General features: G+C 52.9%; 17 protein-coding genes and 2 tRNA genes. 17 read left to right on the top strand and 2 right to left on the bottom strand.

The window, feature by feature from the left end; all coding sequences use genetic code 11:
• Positions 1 to 18: 18 nt before the first annotated feature.
• The 13 genes from PG1C_RS11750 to pnp all read left to right on the top strand — a co-directional run bounded on the left by PG1C_RS11750 (position 19) and on the right by pnp (position 14063).
• Positions 19 to 645, top strand: coding sequence for an L-threonylcarbamoyladenylate synthase (locus PG1C_RS11750; protein ID WP_202634943.1), 627 nt, complete (start codon positions 19 to 21; stop codon positions 643 to 645).
• A gap of 77 nt (positions 646 to 722) precedes the next feature.
• Positions 723 to 1370, top strand: coding sequence for a site-2 protease family protein (locus PG1C_RS11745; protein ID WP_202634942.1), 648 nt, complete (start codon positions 723 to 725; stop codon positions 1368 to 1370).
• A 1-nt stretch (position 1371) separates the two neighbouring features.
• Complete coding sequence (locus PG1C_RS11740) at positions 1372 to 2574, top strand: tryptophan--tRNA ligase (RefSeq protein WP_202634941.1); 1203 nt, start codon at positions 1372 to 1374, stop codon at positions 2572 to 2574.
• 125 nt (positions 2575 to 2699) lie between these two features.
• Positions 2700 to 3449 (top strand): segregation and condensation protein A, encoded by a 750-nt coding sequence (locus PG1C_RS11735; protein ID WP_284431824.1) that lies wholly within the window; start codon positions 2700 to 2702, stop codon positions 3447 to 3449.
• Complete coding sequence (gene scpB / locus PG1C_RS11730; RefSeq protein WP_202634940.1) at positions 3433 to 4086, top strand: SMC-Scp complex subunit ScpB; 654 nt, start codon at positions 3433 to 3435, stop codon at positions 4084 to 4086. Before PG1C_RS11735 ends, scpB begins: the two co-directional genes overlap by 17 nt.
• Positions 4087 to 4234: 148 nt before the next feature.
• Positions 4235 to 5170 carry a 23S rRNA pseudouridine(2605) synthase RluB gene (gene rluB / locus PG1C_RS11725; RefSeq protein ID WP_414629209.1) on the top strand — a complete coding sequence of 312 codons (936 nt, stop codon included), beginning with the start codon at positions 4235 to 4237 and terminating at the stop codon, positions 5168 to 5170.
• A gap of 108 nt (positions 5171 to 5278) precedes the next feature.
• Entirely contained in the window at positions 5279 to 5740 is a 462-nt protein-coding gene (rimP, locus tag PG1C_RS11720; RefSeq protein WP_202634938.1) for a ribosome maturation factor RimP, read from the top strand.
• Between the two features lie 20 nt (positions 5741 to 5760).
• Positions 5761 to 7242, top strand: coding sequence for a transcription termination factor NusA (nusA, locus tag PG1C_RS11715; RefSeq protein WP_202634937.1), 1482 nt, complete (start codon positions 5761 to 5763; stop codon positions 7240 to 7242).
• A 10-nt stretch (positions 7243 to 7252) separates the two neighbouring features.
• Positions 7253 to 10171, top strand: a complete 2919-nt coding sequence (gene infB, locus PG1C_RS11710) for a translation initiation factor IF-2 (RefSeq protein ID WP_202634936.1) — start codon at positions 7253 to 7255, stop codon at positions 10169 to 10171.
• 42 nt (positions 10172 to 10213) lie between these two features.
• Positions 10214 to 10567 carry a 30S ribosome-binding factor RbfA gene (rbfA, locus tag PG1C_RS11705; RefSeq protein ID WP_237218174.1) on the top strand — a complete coding sequence of 118 codons (354 nt, stop codon included), beginning with the start codon at positions 10214 to 10216 and terminating at the stop codon, positions 10565 to 10567.
• Positions 10564 to 11475 carry a tRNA pseudouridine(55) synthase TruB gene (gene truB / locus PG1C_RS11700; protein ID WP_202634935.1) on the top strand — a complete coding sequence of 304 codons (912 nt, stop codon included), beginning with the start codon at positions 10564 to 10566 and terminating at the stop codon, positions 11473 to 11475. Before rbfA ends, truB begins: the two co-directional genes overlap by 4 nt.
• Before the next feature lie 77 nt (positions 11476 to 11552).
• A complete protein-coding gene (gene rpsO, locus PG1C_RS11695; protein WP_202634934.1) occupies positions 11553 to 11822 on the top strand; it encodes a 30S ribosomal protein S15 in 270 nt (89 codons plus the stop codon).
• A 120-nt stretch (positions 11823 to 11942) separates the two neighbouring features.
• Positions 11943 to 14063: a polyribonucleotide nucleotidyltransferase gene (gene pnp, locus PG1C_RS11690; RefSeq protein ID WP_202634933.1), complete on the top strand. Its 2121-nt coding sequence runs from the start codon at positions 11943 to 11945 to the stop codon at positions 14061 to 14063.
• Positions 14064 to 14175: 112 nt separating this feature from the next.
• Here the strand turns inward: pnp and dksA are convergent, their stop codons facing one another.
• Positions 14176 to 14604, bottom strand: coding sequence for an RNA polymerase-binding protein DksA (gene dksA, locus PG1C_RS11685; RefSeq protein WP_202634932.1), 429 nt, complete (start codon positions 14602 to 14604; stop codon positions 14176 to 14178).
• Between the two features lie 146 nt (positions 14605 to 14750).
• On the opposite strand from dksA, the gene PG1C_RS11680 reads away from it, so the two are divergent.
• Positions 14751 to 14827, top strand: a tRNA-Pro gene (locus PG1C_RS11680).
• Positions 14828 to 14874: 47 nt separating this feature from the next.
• Positions 14875 to 14951 (top strand) — tRNA-Arg (locus PG1C_RS11675).
• Positions 14952 to 15110: 159 nt separating this feature from the next.
• Here the strand turns inward: PG1C_RS11675 and PG1C_RS11670 are convergent.
• The gene (locus PG1C_RS11670) at positions 15111 to 16526 is read right to left on the bottom strand and encodes a dihydrolipoyl dehydrogenase (RefSeq protein ID WP_202634931.1); all 1416 of its coding nucleotides are present in this window, start codon (positions 16524 to 16526) and stop codon (positions 15111 to 15113) included.
• A gap of 153 nt (positions 16527 to 16679) precedes the next feature.
• Here PG1C_RS11670 and PG1C_RS11665 point away from each other — a divergent pair, with 153 nt between their 5' ends.
• Both PG1C_RS11665 and PG1C_RS11660 read left to right on the top strand, forming a co-directional pair.
• Positions 16680 to 17231, top strand: coding sequence for a cob(I)yrinic acid a,c-diamide adenosyltransferase (locus PG1C_RS11665; protein ID WP_202634930.1), 552 nt, complete (start codon positions 16680 to 16682; stop codon positions 17229 to 17231).
• Between the two features lie 134 nt (positions 17232 to 17365).
• Entirely contained in the window at positions 17366 to 17908 is a 543-nt protein-coding gene (locus PG1C_RS11660) for a chorismate--pyruvate lyase family protein (protein ID WP_202634929.1), read from the top strand.
• The last annotated feature ends 33 nt before the right edge of the window (positions 17909 to 17941 follow it).

Raw genomic sequence — 17941 nt, 5'->3', positions numbered from 1 at the left:
TAAAAGCGGAGTTGATTTTTGGCGCAACTATTTCAGATTCACCCTGAGCATCCACAACCGCGCCTGATCAAGCAGGCCGCGGAGATTGCGCGCGGCGGCGGCTTGCTGGCGCTGCCGACTGATGCGGCGTATTCGCTGGTCGGTGTGACAGGTTATGCGCCTTTGCTGGACCGTATCCGCGTTATTCGCGGTGTCGACGAGCGGCATCACTTCACGCTGATGTGCCGCGATCTTTCTGAAATTGCAAAATACGCGCGGGTGGACAATGCCCAGTTTCGCCTGCTCAAGGCGACCACGCCAGGCGGCTATACCTTTATTCTTGAAGGCACGAAAGAGCTGCCGCGTCGCTTGCTGCATCCCAAACGCAAAACCATCGGCTTGCGTGTGCCTGATCACCCCGTAGTATTGGCGTTGCTGGCTGAGCTGGATGAACCACTGCTCAGCTCAACGCTCATTTTGCCAGGCGATGGGCTGCCTTTGGCCGATGCGGATGAGATTCGCGAGCGGCTGGAAAAACAGCTGGATGCGGTCGTTGATGCGGGGTCTTGCGGCATCGAGATGACCACGGTGATCAATCTTACTGGCGATCACCCCGAGCTGATTCGTGCCGGGTGTGGACCGCTGGCGCCTTGCGGGCTGGCGTGAGAGTGCCGAGCGTGGCTAAGAATGCCTGAGAATGCCGACATCAGGCCACATCAGGCCGTCTGGTAGAATCACCCTTCATGAATACTATTCAAACTCTGGCGGTTTCCGCCTTGCCCGTGATTTTTGCCATCACGTTGCATGAAGCCGCTCACGGCTATGCGGCACGCCACTTTGGCGACCCTACCGCGTGGAAGCTGGGGCGCATCAGTCTGAATCCATTACGGCATATTGATTTAATGGGGACCATTATTGTCCCGGCGGTGATTTTGTTGATTTCAGCGGGCGGCATGCTGTTTGGTTGGGCCAAGCCCGTGCCGGTGGATTTTGGTAAATTGCGCCGCCCGAAGCAGGATATGTTGTGGGTGGCCGCCGCTGGGCCGGCGGCAAATCTGGTGATGGCACTGGCTTGGGCGTTGCTATTCAAAGTGATGATCGGCTTTCCGGAAACCCTGTATTCGGAGGCGCTGCGTGAAATGGCCAAGGTGGGCATTGGCATCAATGGCGTGCTGATGCTGCTCAATCTTTTGCCCTTGCCCCCGCTTGATGGTGGGCGCATTGCAGTGAGCCTGTTGCCGCCGCGCGCGGCGTGGAAATTCTCTCAGCTTGAGCGCTGGGGGTTGCCTATTCTCCTTGCCCTGCTGTTTTTTGGCGGGTTGGATCGCATTTTGCGCCCCTTGTTGAATGTGTATTTTTCTTTGCTAACGAGCCTGTTCGGTTTTTATTAATATGTACGTAGAAAAAGTTCTTTCCGGCATGCGCCCCACCGGGCGCTTGCATCTTGGGCACTATCACGGCGTATTGGCCAACTGGATCAAGCTGCAGCATGAATTCCCCTGCCTGTTTTTCGTCGCCGACTGGCATGCACTGACGACGGCGTATGACGAGCCCGGCACGATTACGGAGAGTGCTTATGACATGGTGATCGACTGGCTGGCAGCGGGTGTTGATCCGACACAGGCAACCATTTTCATTCAATCCAAAGTGCCAGAGCATGCCGAGCTGCATCTGCTGTTATCGATGATGACGCCGCTGGGCTGGCTGGAGCGTGTTCCCACGTATAAAGATCAACAAGAAAAATTAACGCACAAAGATTTGACGACGTACGGTTTTCTTGGTTATCCCTTATTGCAGGCGGCCGACATTCTGATTTATCGCGCCAACCGGGTGCCGGTGGGTGAAGATCAGGTGCCGCACATTGAATTTACGCGCGAGATTGCGCGACGCTTTAATCATCTGTACGGCCGCGAGCCGGATTTTGAAGGCAAAGCACGGGAGGCGATGAAGCAACTGGGCAACAAGCGCGCCAAGCTTTACGAAGAACTGCGTACGCGCTACCAGGAGCAAGGTGAAGAAGAGGCGCTGGCCGAAGCGCACGTGCTACTCAATGAGGCACAGAGCCTGTCTTTTGGCGACCGTGAGCGACTATTTGGCTGGCTTGAGGGCACGCGCAAAATGATACTGGTCGAGCCCGATGCTTTGCTGACGGAAGCTTCACGTATGCCTGGGCTGGATGGGCAAAAGATGTCGAAGTCCTACGGAAATACGATTGCGCTGCGTGAAGATGCGGAGTCCATCACCAAAAAAATTCGCACTATGCAGACCGATCCGCAGCGCGTGCGGCGCACCGATCCGGGCGACCCTGACAAGTGTCCCGTGTGGCAGTTACACCAGATTTACTCGGACAATGCTGTCAAGCAATGGGTGCAAAATGGTTGCCGCTCAGCCGGAATAGGCTGTATTGAATGTAAGCAGCCAGTGATCGACGCGGTGCTAAAGGAACAGGAGCCGATGCGCGAGCGGGCAAGAATGTATGAGGAAGACCCACAGCTCGTTAAGAATATTATTGCCGATGGGTGTGAAAAAGCGCGCAAGCTGGCGCAAGAGACAATGCGCGATGTGCGCGAAGCCATAGGGATTGATTACTCGTGATGCAGCCTTCGGATAATGCGTTAGTAACCGTGGGTGCCGTATCACCAGCGCCGTCCAGTAACGGACTCAAGACTTTTATTGATGTGTTGCTCCCGCCACATCTGCCCAAAGTCTATGGCGAAGTGATGTCCGAGATGCCGCGTGATCTTTACATCCCGCCGGATGCGCTGGAGATCATTCTTGAATCTTTCGAAGGCCCGCTGGATTTATTGTTGTATCTGATACGCCGCGCAAATATCAATGTGCTGGATATTCCGATGGCGCCGCTGACGGTGCAGTATCTGGCCTATGTCGAAGCCATGCGCAAACACAACCTCGAGTTGGCGGCCGAATATCTGCTCATGGCAGCGATGCTGATTGAGATTAAGTCGCGTATGTTGTTACCCCGCATCCCGCGTGTCGATGAAGGCGAAGCTGAAGATCCGCGCGCCGAGCTGGTGCGTCGTCTGGTCGAATATGAACGGATGAAAGCCGCTGCCGCCAAGCTGGAAGAATTACCCCAGGCCGGGCGAGATTTTGAGTGGGTTACGGTTTGGATTGCGGATAAGGTTGTCAAGCGTCAGCCGGAAGTGAGCCTGCATGACCTGCAGGTAGCCTGGCTTTCGCTCATGAAGCAAGTGAAAATACACCAGCATCACAAGATTCATCGCGAGGAGTTATCTGTGCGTGAGCACATGAGCCTTATTTTGCGTCGCTTGCAGGGTGGCGGCCACATGTTATTCGAGCAACTGTTCGATCTAACGCTCGGCGCGCCAGGGTTGGTCGTCAGCTTTCTTGCCATGCTCGAGCTCGCCCGCGAAGCGATGGTGGAGATTACGCAAAGTGAAGCACTGGCGCCCATTTATGTGAGATTGCCTGATGCAGTTACTTTATAAGCCGGATGATTACAAACGCATCCTTGAAACCGCATTATTAGTAGCGGCTGAACCTTTGCCGTTGTCTGAGCTGAAAAAGCTCTTTGATGAGGCGTTTGACGACGACACCTGGCAGATATTGCTTGACGATTTGCGACGTGACTGGTCAGGTCGCGGTGTTGAGCTGGTACGCTTGGCTTCTGGCTGGCGTTTTCAAACACGCCCGGAATATCAAGTCTACGTTGATCGACTGAAAAATGAAAAGGCACCAAAGTATTCACGTGCCGTGATGGAGACGCTGTCGATTATTGCGTATCGCCAGCCAGTAACGCGGGGTGATATTGAAGATATTCGTGGTGTGGCGGTGTCGCCCAATATACTTAAGACCCTTGAATCACGCGGCTGGATTGATGTGGTTGGCCATCGCGATGCGCCAGGCAGGCCAGCGCTTTACGCCACCACAAAAATATTTCTTGATGACTTGGCTTTGCGTAGCCTGACTGAGTTGCCGCCGTTAAGCGAAATTGAACGAATCATGAATACTGAGACTGATCAGCCGGCGATTACTGCAGATTTTGTTGCGTCAGTGAGCGAAGCGATGCGCGCAGACAATGCAGGTCCGGCAATCCGCAGCGCGCGCGCGTTACAGACAGAATGATGAAACAGAGGTTCGCCCGCAGGGCACCATGAAAAAACCAGGCACTTCCGCCGCATCACCAAGGGCCAAGCGTAGTAGCTTGCCCCGTAAGCCGGCTGCTCCGCGCAAGGCCACCCCTTTTCGTGCTGCGCAAGGGGGCTCCCGAGCATTGACCGAGGCACGTAATGACAACGCAGGAGCGCGACAGCCCGCCCCGAAAATTCAAACTGGGAGAGGCAATAAGGCTGCTTCCGCTGTGCTTAGTGACCCGCCAAAATTGCAAAAAGCATTGGCAGATGCAGGCCATGGTTCGCGTCGCGAGATTGAGGAGTGGATTAGCGCGGGGCGCGTTAACGTCAACGGCCAGCCTGCGCATATTGGACAGCGGGTTGGTCCTGAAGACAAAATCCGGCTCAATGGCAAGTTGGTCCAGCTTAAGTTTTCTCACCGCTTGCCACGGGTGGTGATGTACCACAAGCCGGAAGGTGAAATTGTTTCCAAAGATGACCCTCAGGGGCGGCCGAGTGTCTTCACTAAGCTGCCTCGCTTAAGAAATGGGCGATGGATTTCCATCGGACGGCTGGATTTTAATTCCTGCGGATTGCTGCTATTTACCAACGACGGCGGCTTGGCACAGCGGATGATGCATCCCAAATACCAAATCGAACGTGAGTATGCCGTTCGCGTTCTGGGTGAGGCAACGCCAGAGGTGCTGGAGCGTCTGCGCCAGGGAGTTCAGATCGAAGACGGGTTAGCGCGCTTTAATTTGATTGTGGAGTCCGGTGGTGAAGGTGCTAACCGCTGGTATCGGGTGGCCCTATCGGAAGGGCGTAATCGCGAGGTGAGGCGTATGTTTGAGGCCGTCGACTTGACCGTGAGCCGCCTGATGCGTGTGCGGTATGGCCCGGTTCAGCTGCCGCCCCGCCTGAAACGAGGGCAGTCCCGCGACTTGGAGCCTGGTGAGGTGGAAGCCTTGTTGAAACTCTTGCCACCCGAACAAAAATCCGGGCTTACACGATCCTCACGCAGTGAGGAAGGCTTTGACGACCTGAGTTTCTTGTCGGGCGATGAGGCAAGCGATCGAATTGATTTTGCAGAGAAATGAGGCCTCTGCTATAATTTCGTTCTTCTTTTAGTTGGCACCGTTCTCGGGAGAGAAAAGAATGGGCTTTTTAGCCCATTTTTTATTTGTCGAACGGAGGTGTGTGGATGAATGCAGCTTAATGATTTAATTGAGAAAACTGTGGTTGGCTTGGGATTCGAGCTCGTCGAGGTGGAATCGAGTCCGCGCGCCAGGCTGTTGCGTGTCTTTATCGATCATCCTGAGGCGGATGATCAGGTGGGGCGTAGCATTAGTGTGGATGATTGTGCTGCTGTCAGCCATCAGTTGACTCATGTTTTTCTGGTTGAAAATATTGATTACGATCGGCTGGAGGTGTCCTCGCCCGGATTGGATCGTGTGCTGACCAAGGCCGCAGATTTTCGTCGGTTTACTGGTTGTGAGATTCAGCTGAAGTTGCGTGTTCCGTTAGGTAATCAGCGTAATTTCAAAGGTGTCATTGAGGCGGTAGCGGGCGAAGAAGGCGCAGAAAAGTTTAGTCTGCGAGTTGAAAATGTGCTGCATGAGGTTGCGCTAGCGAACGTGGATCGAGCGCGTTTAGTGCCAACGTTCTGAATATTGTCGGAGAACCACCTATGAGCCGTGAATTATTACTGTTGGTTGATGCCTTGGCCCGCGAGAAAAATGTAGCCAGAGACATCGTGTTTGATGCGCTTGAGCAAGCGCTCGCGCAAGCAACCAAGAAGCGTGTCAACGATGAGGCTGATATTCGCGTCGAAATTGACCACGAAACAGGTGATTACGAGGCATTCCGTCGTTGGTTGGTTGTCGCAGATGGCGCAGTGGAAAATCCTGAGGTGCAAAAGGGGCTGACAGAAGCCCGGCGCGAAATTTCAGACATCGGGCTCGAAGAGTATATCGAAGAAGCCATGGAGCCCATCGATTTTGGTCGTATCGGTGCACAGGCAGCCAAGCAAGTCATTTTGCAAAAGATTCGTGATGCTGAGCGCGAGCAGATGTTAAATGATTTCCTCGAGCGCAAGGAGCATCTCATTAGCGGTACGGTTAAACGGCTGGATCGCGGTAGCGCAGTCATTGAGGTGGGACGTATTGAGGCTTTATTGCCGCGTGATCAGATGATCCCCAAAGAAAATCTTCGCCCTGGCGATCGCGTGCGGGCTTGGCTGATGAAGATCGATCGGCAGGCGCGTGGCCCGCAGCTAATTTTGTCGCGTACAGCACCTGAGTTCATCATGAAGCTGTTCGAGCTTGAAGTTCCTGAGATTGAAGATGGTCTGCTTGACATTAAGGCAGCTGCTCGTGACGCGGGTATGCGGGCAAAGATTGCCGTCAAATCCAATGACCCGCGTGTTGATCCCATTGGAACCTGCGTTGGTATGCGTGGTTCGCGGGTAACCGCAGTAACCAACGAGTTGTCTGGTGAGCGTGTTGATATCATCAACTGGTCGGCAGACCCCGCCCAGTTCGTGATCGGCGCTTTGGCACCGGCAGAAGTGCAAAGCATCATGGTAGACGAAGAGAAACACGCAATGGATGTTGTCGTGGATGAAGCCAATCTTGCGATTGCGATTGGTCGTGGCGGGCAAAATGTACGCTTGGCTTCTGAGTTGACGGGTTGGACAATCAATCTGATGACGGTCGAGCAGTCGCGAGAAAAGTCAGCCTCTGAATCTGCAACGATTCGTGCTTTGTTCGTCGAAAAACTCGATGTTGATGAGGAGGTGGCGAATATTCTGATTGAGGAGGGCTTTTCTTCGTTGGAAGAGGTTGCCTACGTGCCGTTGGCAGAAATGCTTGAAATCGATGCGTTTGACGAGGCAGTTGTTAATGAGTTGCGTGAGCGTGCACGTAATGTTTTATTAACTGCAGCCATCGTAGATGAAGAGCAACTAGATAAAGTATCTGAAGACCTTCTTGCGTTAGAAGGTATGGATGCTGCGCTGGCGGCAAAGCTGGCGACGAATGGTGTCACGGATCGTGAGGCATTGGCGGATCTGGCAGTCGATGAATTAATTGAAATGACTGGGATGGATGCTGATCGAGCAAAAAACTTGATTGTCGTTGCGCGCGCCCATTGGTTCGCTGAGGAAGAATGAGGGTAAAGGCATGGCTTTGATGACTGTTTCTGAATTTGCAACCGAGCTGAAAATGCCGGCTCCTGATCTGCTGGATCAACTTGCCAAGGCTGGTGTTGAAAAACAAGCTCCTAGCGATACGATGTCGGAGCAGGATAAAGCGCGCCTGTTGGATTATCTGCGTAAGTCGCATGGGGAAGCCAAGCCCAAGTCAAAGATCACTTTGACGCGTAAGCAGACAACCGAAATAAAATCATCGGATGCTGCAGGCAGGTCTCGCACCATACAGGTTGAGGTTCGTAAAAAGCGAGTGTTCGTCAAGCGGGATGCGAATGAGGTAGCTGCTACAGCCGATCTAGCGTCCACCAAAACATTGGCTACTGAGCTACCCAAAGAGGTGCTGGCTATCGAACAGCCGCCAGAGCACAAGATAGAAAGCCAGGTTGAGCCGAAAATATCGCCTGCGAAACCCCCCGAGCCCCTAAAAGCGGAGGAAGTAGTAGCGGAGAAAAGCGTTGTGCTAGCGAGTGGCGAGTCTGATAAGGCAAGTCTTGCCCCTGTGGTAGACGCTAAAGCTGAAAAAGCGGAGTCTTTCGCAACGGATGCTGAGTCGTCTACTGTGTCGGCTGTCAGTGCTGATAATGCAGCAGCCATAGCGCCGCAGCCGCTGATCGGACAGGTTGAGCAAGTCAAGCAAGTAGCAGCGCCCGAGGTGAAGGTTGCCGTTGTGCGCTCTACGGCAAAACCAAAAGCAAAATCGATCATAGATCCGGCTGAGCGTGCGTTACGAGATGCGGAAGCTAAACGTCAGGCACAGTTAGCGGCCATTCAAGCTGCTGAATTTGAGGCAAGAAATGCTCGTGAGGCGAGGGTTCGTGCAGAAGCTGAGGGCCGTGTTTTGCAGCAGCAAGCCGCAGTTGCTGCAGCCGCTGTCGCAGCAAAAGCACCAAAAGCCGCAGAGCCCGCAGTAGGTGTCTCGGGCACGATACACAAACCAGCAGGTAAGGATACCGAAACAAAAGCCAAGCCTGCCAAGAAAAGCGTCTGGAAAGATGATGAGGCCAAGCGTCGGATGATCAAAACTCGAGGCGATTCCGGTTTGGCTGGCTGGCGCGGCGCCAAGGGTGGCGGTCGGCATGGCGGACACCGCGGACATAATGAAGATAGTGCACCGCCACCGGTAGTCGAAGCCATCATCCACGATGTGCAAGTGCCAGAAACCATTTCAGTTGCTGATCTTGCACATAAGATGACGGTTAAGGCATCTGAAGTCATCAAAGTGATGATGAAAATGGGCTCGATGGTGACGATTAATCAGGTGATTGATCAAGAAACTGCAATGATTGTGGTCGAGGAAATGGGCCACCGTGCGTTCGCCGCCAAGTTGGACGATCCGGAGACTTTTCTTGATGATCAGGTAGAGCACAAGGCATTTGAGCAGTTGCCGCGTGCCCCCGTTGTTACTGTAATGGGGCACGTTGACCACGGTAAGACATCCTTGCTTGACTATATTCGCAAGAGTCGTGTAGCGCATGGTGAAGCGGGCGGAATTACGCAACACATTGGTGCCTATCACGTGGAAACGCCTCGTGGCATGATCACATTCCTTGATACGCCAGGGCACGAAGCGTTTTCGTCAATGCGCGCGCGCGGTGCAAAAGCGACAGACATCGTTATTCTGGTCGTTGCGGCCGACGATGGCGTCATGCCGCAAACTAAAGAGGCGATTCATCACGCTAAAGCAGCGGGCGTACCGCTGGTTGTGGCCATTACTAAAATTGACAAACCCGATGGCAACCCTGAGCGCGTCAAGCAGGAGCTGGTTGCTGAGGGTGTCGTGCCTGAAGAGTATGGTGGTGACTCACCGTTCATTGGTGTCTCTGCCAAATCAGGCGCAGGTGTAGATGATTTGCTTGAGCAATTGCTTTTACAGGCCGAAGTTCTCGAGCTGAAGGCGCCTATTGATGCTCCGGCGAAAGGCATTGTGATTGAAGCTCGCCTGGATAAGGGAAAAGGCCCGGTAGCTACATTGTTAGTACAGTCAGGAACTCTGCGGCGGGGAGATTCACTTCTTCTCGGTTCGGTTTTTGGGCGTGTGCGCGCCATGTTGGATGAAAACGGAAAATCCGTTGAAACAGCAGGCCCATCAATCCCTGTTGAAATTCAAGGATTGACAGATGTTCCCGCTGCGGGCGATATCGGTATGGTGCTTGCCGATGAACGCAAAGCACGCGAAATTGCTTTATTCCGCCAAGGTAAGTTTCGTGATGTCAAATTGGCTAAGCAGCAGGCGGCAAAGCTTGAAAACATGTTTGAACAAATGGCCGAGGGAGAGGTGAAAACTTTGCCCTTGATTGTTAAGGCCGATGTTCAGGGCTCTCAAGAAGCGCTGGTTCAGTCGCTTAGCAAACTATCTACGAGCGAAGTTAAGGTATCCGTTATTCATGCTGGCGTGGGCAGTATCAGTGAGTCTGACGTCAACCTTGCCTCTGCTTCCAAAGCGGTCATCATTGGATTCAATACAAGAGCAGATGCTGGCGCCCGCAAGGCGGCTGAGAGTTTTGGCGTAGATATCCGTTATTACAATATCATTTATGCCGTGGTAGATGAAGTGAAAGCTGCTCTGTCGGGAATGCTGGCACCAGAGAAAAAGGAAGTAGTGCTGGGGACGGTCGAGATTCGGCAAGTATTCCGCATTTCCAGAGTGGGTGCGGTGGCAGGCTGTATGGTCTTGTCGGGGATTGTCAAACGCAATGCCTCTGTACGTGTGCTACGCAACAATGTTGTAGTGCACACCGGCGAACTGGACTCATTGAAACGCTTCAAAGACGACGCAAGGGAAGTCAGAGAGGGGTTCGAATGCGGCTTGAGTATCAAGAATTTCAATGAGATCAACGAAGGCGATCAACTTGAGGTTTTTGAAACGCAGGAAATTGCGCGTTCGCTTTAATCGGCAATGGTTATACAGCGTGGTTTTGCGCGGTCCGATCGTGTGGCAGAACAGCTTCGCCGTGAGCTGGCTGATCTGTTGAGGTTTCATCTCAAAGATCCACGAATTGCATCATTGCTGACGCTGGTGACAGTGACCGATGTTGAGGTGACAGTGGATTACGCGCATGCCAAGGTTTTTTATACATCTTTAGCTGATGCGGAGTCGAATAGCGTTCTCGCTGAAGGCTTGAAGCGGTCAGCCGGTTTTTTGCGGCGCGAATTGGGCCGTCGGTTGCGCATCCATCAAATTCCCGAATTGCATTTTGTCTATGATGCCTCAGTTGAGCGAGGTACGTATTTGTCGGGCTTGATCGATGAGGCAGTTAAATCGGATAAAAAGCTGGATAACGATTGAACGCACCACGACGTCTCCCGCGCCGTCGTCTGGATGGCGTATTACTTCTCGATAAGTCTTCAGGCGTCTCCTCTAACTATGCCTTACAAGCTGCACGGCGTTTTTATAACGCCGATAAAGCTGGGCATACGGGCACACTCGATCCATTAGCCACTGGCTTGTTGCCGCTCTGTTTTGGTGAGGCAACAAAATTTTCCAGTGCCCTGCTGGATGCTGATAAGCATTACGTTGCCACCGTTCAGCTAGGAATCACCACCGATACAGCGGATGCCGAAGGGGTTGTGCTAGTTCGGCGCCCAGTGACAACGACCCATGCTGATCTGGAACAGGTGCTCACTCTGTTTCAGGGTGATATTGAGCAAATTCCACCCATGCATTCAGCGCTTAAGCGCGATGGCAAGCCCTTGTACGCCTATGCCCGCGAAGGAATTGTGGTAGAGCGTGCACCCAGGCAAGTCCGTATTTATCAGATTCGGTTACTTGAGTGGGCAGATGAGCGCTTTGTGTTTGAGGTCAGGTGTAGCAAGGGCACCTATGTGCGAACCTTAGCTGCGGATATCGGTGAAAAGTTGGGTTGTGGCGGTCATTTAATCGCACTGCGGCGGACAGGAATAGGCGCATTAGATGTTACACAGGCGCATACAATAACTGCGCTTGAGTCCCTCGATAGCCAAGCTCGAGATGCGTTACTGTTACCACCTGATGCTCTACTGCCAGACCTTTCTATCGCAAGGCTTGATGCAGTGAATGCGGCAAAAGTAAGGCAGGGGCGAGCGATACGCTGGTCCGGCGAGATGGGTACCCGAATAAAGGTTTATGATGCGGACAATCACTTTATGGGCGTCTGTCAGATGATGCCAGATGGCTGGTTACAGCCGCAGAGACTCGTTTCTGTTGCAACGCAATGAATATCGCTTGATAAAGAGTTGCTTGAAACGCTATAATAGTCAGCTCTTTAAGGGTCAGAACAAGCAAGGAAACCACCATGGCAATTTCCACCACAGATAAGGCAAGTATCGTAACCAACTACCAGCGTGCGCAAGGCGATACGGGTTCCCCCGAAGTCCAAGTGGCACTGCTAACAGCGCGCATCAACGATTTGACAGGCCACTTCAAAGCGCACACAAAAGATCATCACTCGCGTCGTGGATTGTTGAAAATGGTTAGTCAGCGTCGCAAGATGCTTGATTACCTCAAACGCAAGAATGCAGAAGGCTATCGTGCGCTGATTGAGCGCCTTGGTCTGCGCAAATAAAATCACGGCGCTGTTTTTAAATTGAGCGACCCGTGTCGCCTATTCATCGAACGATGATGGATCTCGCCGGTTCAGCCTTGAGTGCTGGGCCGGCTTTTATTTTTACTGAAAGGGATATTCGTGTTAAGTCCAGTCAAAAAGAGTTTTGTTTACGGTGACCATACGGTCACGCTAGAAACGGGCGAGATTGCTCGCCAAGCAGGGGGGGCTGTCATGGTCACCATGGCAGACACGGTTGTATTGGTAACCGTCGTTGGCGCACGTTCAGCCAAGCCAGGTCAAGACTTTTTCCCGCTGACGGTGGATTATCAGGAAAAATTCTATGCTGCTGGCCGCATCCCTGGGGGCTTTTTCAAGCGTGAAGGGCGCCCGTCAGAGAAGGAAACTTTAACCTGCCGGTTAATCGATCGCCCGCTTCGTCCTTTATTCCCTGAAGGCTTTTACAACGAAGTGCAGATCGTTTGCACCGTGATGTCATGTAATCCGGAAATCGATCCGGATATCCCTGCGTTACTGGGTGCTTCTGCTGCATTAGCCATATCCGGTATTCCATTTAGTGGCCCGATTGGTGCCGCACGCGTGGGTTATATCAATGGCAACTATGTTTTGTGCCCAACCAAGACTCAGTTGCTTGAAAGCACGCAGCTTGACCTCGTGGTTGCTGGAACACAAGCTGCTGTCTTGATGGTGGAGTCTGAAGCCAAGCAGCTGTCAGAAGAAATCATGTTGGGTGCTGTTGTATTTGGCCACGAACAAATGCAAGTGGCAATCAATGCCATTAATGAGATGGTTGAGCAAGCGGGCAAGCCCGAGTGGGATTGGCAACCAGCCCCTCGTAACGAGCCACTCATTGCCCGTGTGGCCGAGTTGGCAGAAAACGAATTACGCGAGGCGTATCGGATTACCAGCAAGCAAGCGCGCGCCGAAAAAACCCGTGAGATCATCAAGAAGACAGTTGCCGCATTAACTGAGGGTGTCGACAATCCTCCTGAACTCAATGCAGTGAACAATTGCTTGTTTGATCTGGAAGCTAAAATTGTTCGCAACAAGATACTCAGTGGCGAGCCACGCATTGATGGGCGAGATACACGCACTGTGCGCCCTATTGCCATTCGTAACGGTGTATTACCGCGCACGCATGGCTCTGCCTTATTTACGCGGGGGGAAACTCAGGCCATGGTCGTTGCAACCCTGGGAACCGGTCGTGATGAACAAATAATCGATGCGTTGCAAGGCGAGTATCGTGACCGCTTCATGCTTCACTACAACATGCCCCCCTATGCAACCGGCGAAACAGGACGGGTGGGTACGCCAAAACGCCGTGAAATAGGTCATGGCCGCTTAGCCAAGCGTGCACTGGTTGCAGTTTTACCTTCGGCAGAAGAGTTTGGTTACTCAATGCGGGTCGTATCGGAAATTACCGAGTCTAATGGCTCCTCGTCCATGGCTTCTGTTTGCGGTGGGTCGCTTGCGCTGATGGATGCCGGTGTGCCGCTCAAGGCACATGTGGCCGGTATTGCGATGGGCCTGATCAAAGAAGGTAACCGTTTTGCCGTACTGACAGACATCCTGGGCGATGAAGATCATCTCGGCGATATGGATTTCAAGGTTGCAGGTACTGAAGCGGGCATCACTGCCCTGCAGATGGATATCAAGATTCAAGGCATCACCAAAGAAATTATGCAAGTTGCTCTGGCGCAAGCCAAAGAGGCACGTTTGCATATTCTTGAGTTGATGAAAAATTCAATGTCTGGTCATCGCGAAGAAGTATCCAGCTTTGCGCCACGCATGATCCACATGAAGATCAATCCTGAAAAAATTCGTGATGTGATTGGTAAAGGCGGCGCGGTGATTCGTGGTTTGACCGAGGAAACAGGTTGCGTCATTGATATCGAAGATGATGGTTCGATCACCATTTCTTCAGTCAATGCCGATGCTGCTCAAATTGCAAGGAAGCGAATTGAAGACATTACTGCCGAAGTTGAAGTCGGTCGGGTTTACGAAGGCACTGTACTACGCCTGCTTGATTTCGGTGCAATCGTCAGCCTCTTGCCGGGCAAAGATGGCCTGCTGCATATTTCCCAGATCGCGAATGAGCGGGTCAATGCGGTTGCTGATTACCTCAAAGAAGGCCAGGTTGTTAAAGTGAAGGTCGTTGAAACAGATGATAAAGGCCGCGTGCGTTTATCTATGAAGGCCGTGGATGCGGAACCAGCTGCTGCGCCTGAGGTTGCTGAATAATTGGCTGAATAAGTCAGGCATGCACCAATAAAAAAGGACGCCTAAGCGTCCTTTTTTATTGGGTAAATCTCAATGAAACGATGGAATATCTACGTAAAAAAACGACGCGAAGTTATTTACCGATCTGCTTTTCGCGATGTTCTTCCAGCGTTTTACAGTCGATGCATAGCGTCGCTGTCGGGCGGGCTTCAAGCCGCTTTAGGCCGATCTCGATACCGCACGAATTGCAATAGCCATAATCACCGCTTTCGATGAGGGCGATTGACTCGTCAATCTTCTTGATCAACTTGCGTTCACGATCCCGGTTACGTAGTTCAAGCGCAATGTCAGATTCCTGACTGGCGCGATCATTGGGGTCAGCAAACACCGTCGCTTCATCCTGCATGGTATGCACTGTGCGTTCAATATCATCACGCAGCTCTTCCTTGACCGAGGAAAGAATCGCACGGAAATGAGCAAGCTGTTTTGCGCTCATATACTGCTCGCCCTTTTTGGGAGTGTATGCAGGAAACTGTTTCTTATGCAGCAGATCTTCAGCCATTGCGTTATTTAACTAAATACAAAGAGGGATGCTTTATATACGAAACCATCGTCTGCCGCAAGTCAAATCTTTATGACAAGAGACGCCAGAAAGGGCATGTCAGCATTGACCGGCAAACCCCAGGTTCGGTAGAATGCGCTCTTGTTCGGGGTGTAGCGCAGCCCGGTAGCGCGCTTGCTTTGGGAGCAAGATGTCGTAGGTTCGAATCCTATCACCCCGACCAATCCCTTTTGAAAAGAGGCTGTTTCTTTCCAGAACTTGCCGCCCTTTCCGCCCGTAGCTCATCTGGATAGAGCACCGGCCTTCTAAGCCGGGGGTAACAGGTTCGAGTCCTGTCGGGCGGGCCAGTTTTTGAATTGTCTGCCGAAAAGAGTCGCTGTTTTTTTCTCCTGAAAATTATCCGAAAAGTCGGTGCTGGTAATACGGCAACACTGTGGCAACATCGCGGCAGCACCGCAGAAATACCGCGTCAACACGGCGATGTAGCGGTGTTTTTCGATAGCACTTTATTCCAATGCTTCAATATGCAGACTCTCGCAATGCGCTAAATCAAACCCTGCGGTTGTGGGCAGTTGTTTGGCCAAGCCACGCAGAGCGTTACGGAGTCCTTCCTCCAGAACCGGGTGATAAAAAGGCATGCGCAGCATGTCATGGACAGTAAGCGCTTGATCAATCGCTAATGCCAGCAGATGGGCCATATGTTCGGCAGCGGGTGCACACATTTCCGCCCCCAAGAGACGCCCACTCTGCGCACTGGCATACAGGCGAATTAATCCGGTATTGCGCTGACCAGCCAAAGCGCGGCCTTGATGGCTGAAATCCACTGCGCTGGTGATGCAACTGGTAGTGTCTAGCGCACTAAAACTGCTGCCAACCATCGCCATGCCAGGCTCAGCGAAAACAATGGCCAGCGACGTCCGGCGCGCATAGCAAGTCACCGTAGGTTGTGTCACATTGATGCCTGCGATATGACCATCGTCAGCCGCTTCGTGGAGCAAGGGCCTCTCGGCATTAGCGTCACCTGCGAGAAAAATGGGTAGATCTGCAATTTGCAACGTTGTCCGATCGATCTTGGGCATCCCCTTGTCATTCAGTGCTACTCCAAGGGTTTCCAAGCCCAGATCATCAATATTGGGGCGGCGGCCAAGTGCTACCAGCACTTGATCCACGTCAACCGTATGGGCGCCAGCACTGACGCGCACGCCATTCGCTGTGGCGGTGAGTTCGGCATCAGCACCCAGGTGTATGGCAAATTCGCGGCTGAGTGATTTAAGAGCGACGGTATTGACATCGGGGTCGGTCAGGCCAGCAACCAATGGATTGCGGCCGAAGGCGGCGACATTGACCCCCAGACGGGAGATCGCCTGGGCAAGCTCTACACCCAGCGGGCCCAGTCCCACTACAGCCATACGATCAGGCAGGGTGGTTTGTTCAAACAATGTATCGGTTGTTTGCACACGCGCACCCAGCGCGCGCCAGGGCGCAGGGACTGCAGGGCGGGAGCCAGTAGCAATAATGATCTGACGAGCGACAATCTCGCGGCCATTCACTTGCACACGGTTAGGTCCCAGCAAGCGAGCGCGACCGGTTATGGCGCGTTCTCCCAGCCTGTCGGTTGCCTTCAGCGTACTGGCAACGAAGTCATCGCGTAGTCGGCGTACGCGGCGCAATACGGCGCTGCGATCGACGGTGAGTTGATCCGCGCCCTGAATGCCGAATTCTTCGAATGTGCCACGATGATGGAATGCATTGGCTGCCTCGATCAACAGCTTGGAGGGCATGCAACCGACACGGGCGCATGTGGTACCCCAGGCACCATCATTGATGATGATCACATTCTGCGTGCGTTTTTTGACTTCACTCAATGCGGCTAAACCGGCACTGCCTGCACCAATAATGACAACATCCACTGTTTCCGTCATGAGGATTCCTTTCGTCGTATGAATTTAAATATGTACCTTTTGAAAAATATGTCTTTCATCGTTTGCACGATGCAGAAAAATCCTCCCCAGCTTACAATGAAGCGCTTAGGCAAAACAATATTCTGTTCTATCTACCAACACTGAAAAAATCTTATGGGTTATCGACTCTCAAAAATCTACACCCGCACGGGGGATGCAGGCACCACAGGTTTAGGCGATGGATCACGCAGCCCCAAGCATTCGACACGCATTGCCGCTTTGGGCGATGTGGATGAGGTTAATTCATTGATCGGCGTCATCCTGTGTGAGGCGCTACCCGATGATGTGCGCACGCTACTCATCGGCATTCAGCATGACTTGTTCGATCTGGGGGGTGAGCTGTCAATTCCTGGTGCAATCTTGCTCAAAAGCACCCAACCCGCGCAGTTGGAGGCGGCGATTGATCATTACAACGAAGCACTGCACCCACTCAAAGAATTTATTCTGCCCGGTGGCACGCGAGCGGCTGCGCTAACGCATCTGGCGCGTACCGTGTGCCGCCGTGCCGAACGTGCCGTGGTGGCCTTAGCGGCCACCGAAACAGTCTCTGATTGCGGGCGGCAATATCTCAATCGGCTCTCCGACTTGTTATTTGTTCTGGGCCGCTGGTTGAATAAAGTGGCGGGTGGCGGCGATGTGCTGTGGCAAAAGGGCAAAAACGCCTGAAAAGTTATGCGAAGCGGTATCCGTCGGACGGCGCTGGCAAGACGGTAAAAAATTCTTTTGGCGTGTGCAAAAGAATACTTTTTGTGCCGATAGCTGAGTGTTAATTTTATTTCTCAATCACCTTGTCACGTTAGATGGTGCTCCGCATTTCTTCCCCCTGGTCACGCCACTTGCCGCTCGCGCACACCGCGCGTCCGTATTACAGCTGGTTGCGAGAGCGAGGTTCGCTCTCCGTGCGTTGGCAAAAAGCGAGTGGCGCGTTTCGTGTCGAGCCTGTTCGCCAGGCACGACTACCACCGCTGGCAGATGAATACGCACTGCTTGGCCTACCGCTACGCCGTCACGCCTGGGTCAGGGATGTTGTACTTTATTGCGGTGACACGCCAGTCGCTTTTGCGCACGCTGTCGCGCCGGTTGTACCCCGCGGCGCGGTTCAGCACTGGCTGCGAAAACTTGGCCGTCGTTCGCTGGGCACACTGCTGTTTTCTCATCCGGGCTTTGTGCGGCTGGGTGTTGAATACGCAGGGATTGATGTGCGCCACCCGCTACATGACGGAATTTTTACGCACAACCGATTACATCAGCGATACTGGGCGCGACGCACATTGTTCGCGTTGGGCGCCCAACGTGTGGCACTGACAGAAGTATTCTTGCCGACCGTGTTGGCGTTCCAATGAAGGTGTTCTAATACGTTATTCGCTCAGGCGGCT

This window comes from Rugosibacter aromaticivorans (genome assembly GCF_000934545.1).
GTDB classification, from domain to species: Bacteria; Pseudomonadota; Gammaproteobacteria; order Burkholderiales; family Rhodocyclaceae; genus Rugosibacter; species Rugosibacter aromaticivorans.
This window is presented reverse-complemented; position numbering and strand designations above follow the sequence as displayed.

Excerpts from the sequence above, each read along its gene's own strand:
- nusA (WP_202634937.1), top strand. The coding sequence starts at position 5,761 with ATGAGCCGTGAATTATTACTGTTGGTTGATGCCTTGGCCCGCGAGAAA.
- dksA (WP_202634932.1), bottom strand. The coding sequence starts at position 14,604 with ATGGCTGAAGATCTGCTGCATAAGAAACAGTTTCCTGCATACACTCCC.
- PG1C_RS11665 (WP_202634930.1), top strand. The coding sequence starts at position 16,680 with ATGGGTTATCGACTCTCAAAAATCTACACCCGCACGGGGGATGCAGGC.
- PG1C_RS11735 (WP_284431824.1), top strand. The coding sequence starts at position 2,700 with ATGTCCGAGATGCCGCGTGATCTTTACATCCCGCCGGATGCGCTGGAG.
- scpB (WP_202634940.1), top strand. The coding sequence starts at position 3,433 with ATGCAGTTACTTTATAAGCCGGATGATTACAAACGCATCCTTGAAACC.
- PG1C_RS11740 (WP_202634941.1), top strand. The coding sequence starts at position 1,372 with ATGTACGTAGAAAAAGTTCTTTCCGGCATGCGCCCCACCGGGCGCTTG.
- PG1C_RS11670 (WP_202634931.1), bottom strand. The coding sequence starts at position 16,526 with ATGACGGAAACAGTGGATGTTGTCATTATTGGTGCAGGCAGTGCCGGT.
- infB (WP_202634936.1), top strand. The coding sequence starts at position 7,253 with ATGGCTTTGATGACTGTTTCTGAATTTGCAACCGAGCTGAAAATGCCG.
- PG1C_RS11745 (WP_202634942.1), top strand. The coding sequence starts at position 723 with ATGAATACTATTCAAACTCTGGCGGTTTCCGCCTTGCCCGTGATTTTT.
- rpsO (WP_202634934.1), top strand. The coding sequence starts at position 11,553 with ATGGCAATTTCCACCACAGATAAGGCAAGTATCGTAACCAACTACCAG.
- PG1C_RS11660 (WP_202634929.1), top strand. The coding sequence starts at position 17,366 with ATGGTGCTCCGCATTTCTTCCCCCTGGTCACGCCACTTGCCGCTCGCG.
- rimP (WP_202634938.1), top strand. The coding sequence starts at position 5,279 with ATGCAGCTTAATGATTTAATTGAGAAAACTGTGGTTGGCTTGGGATTC.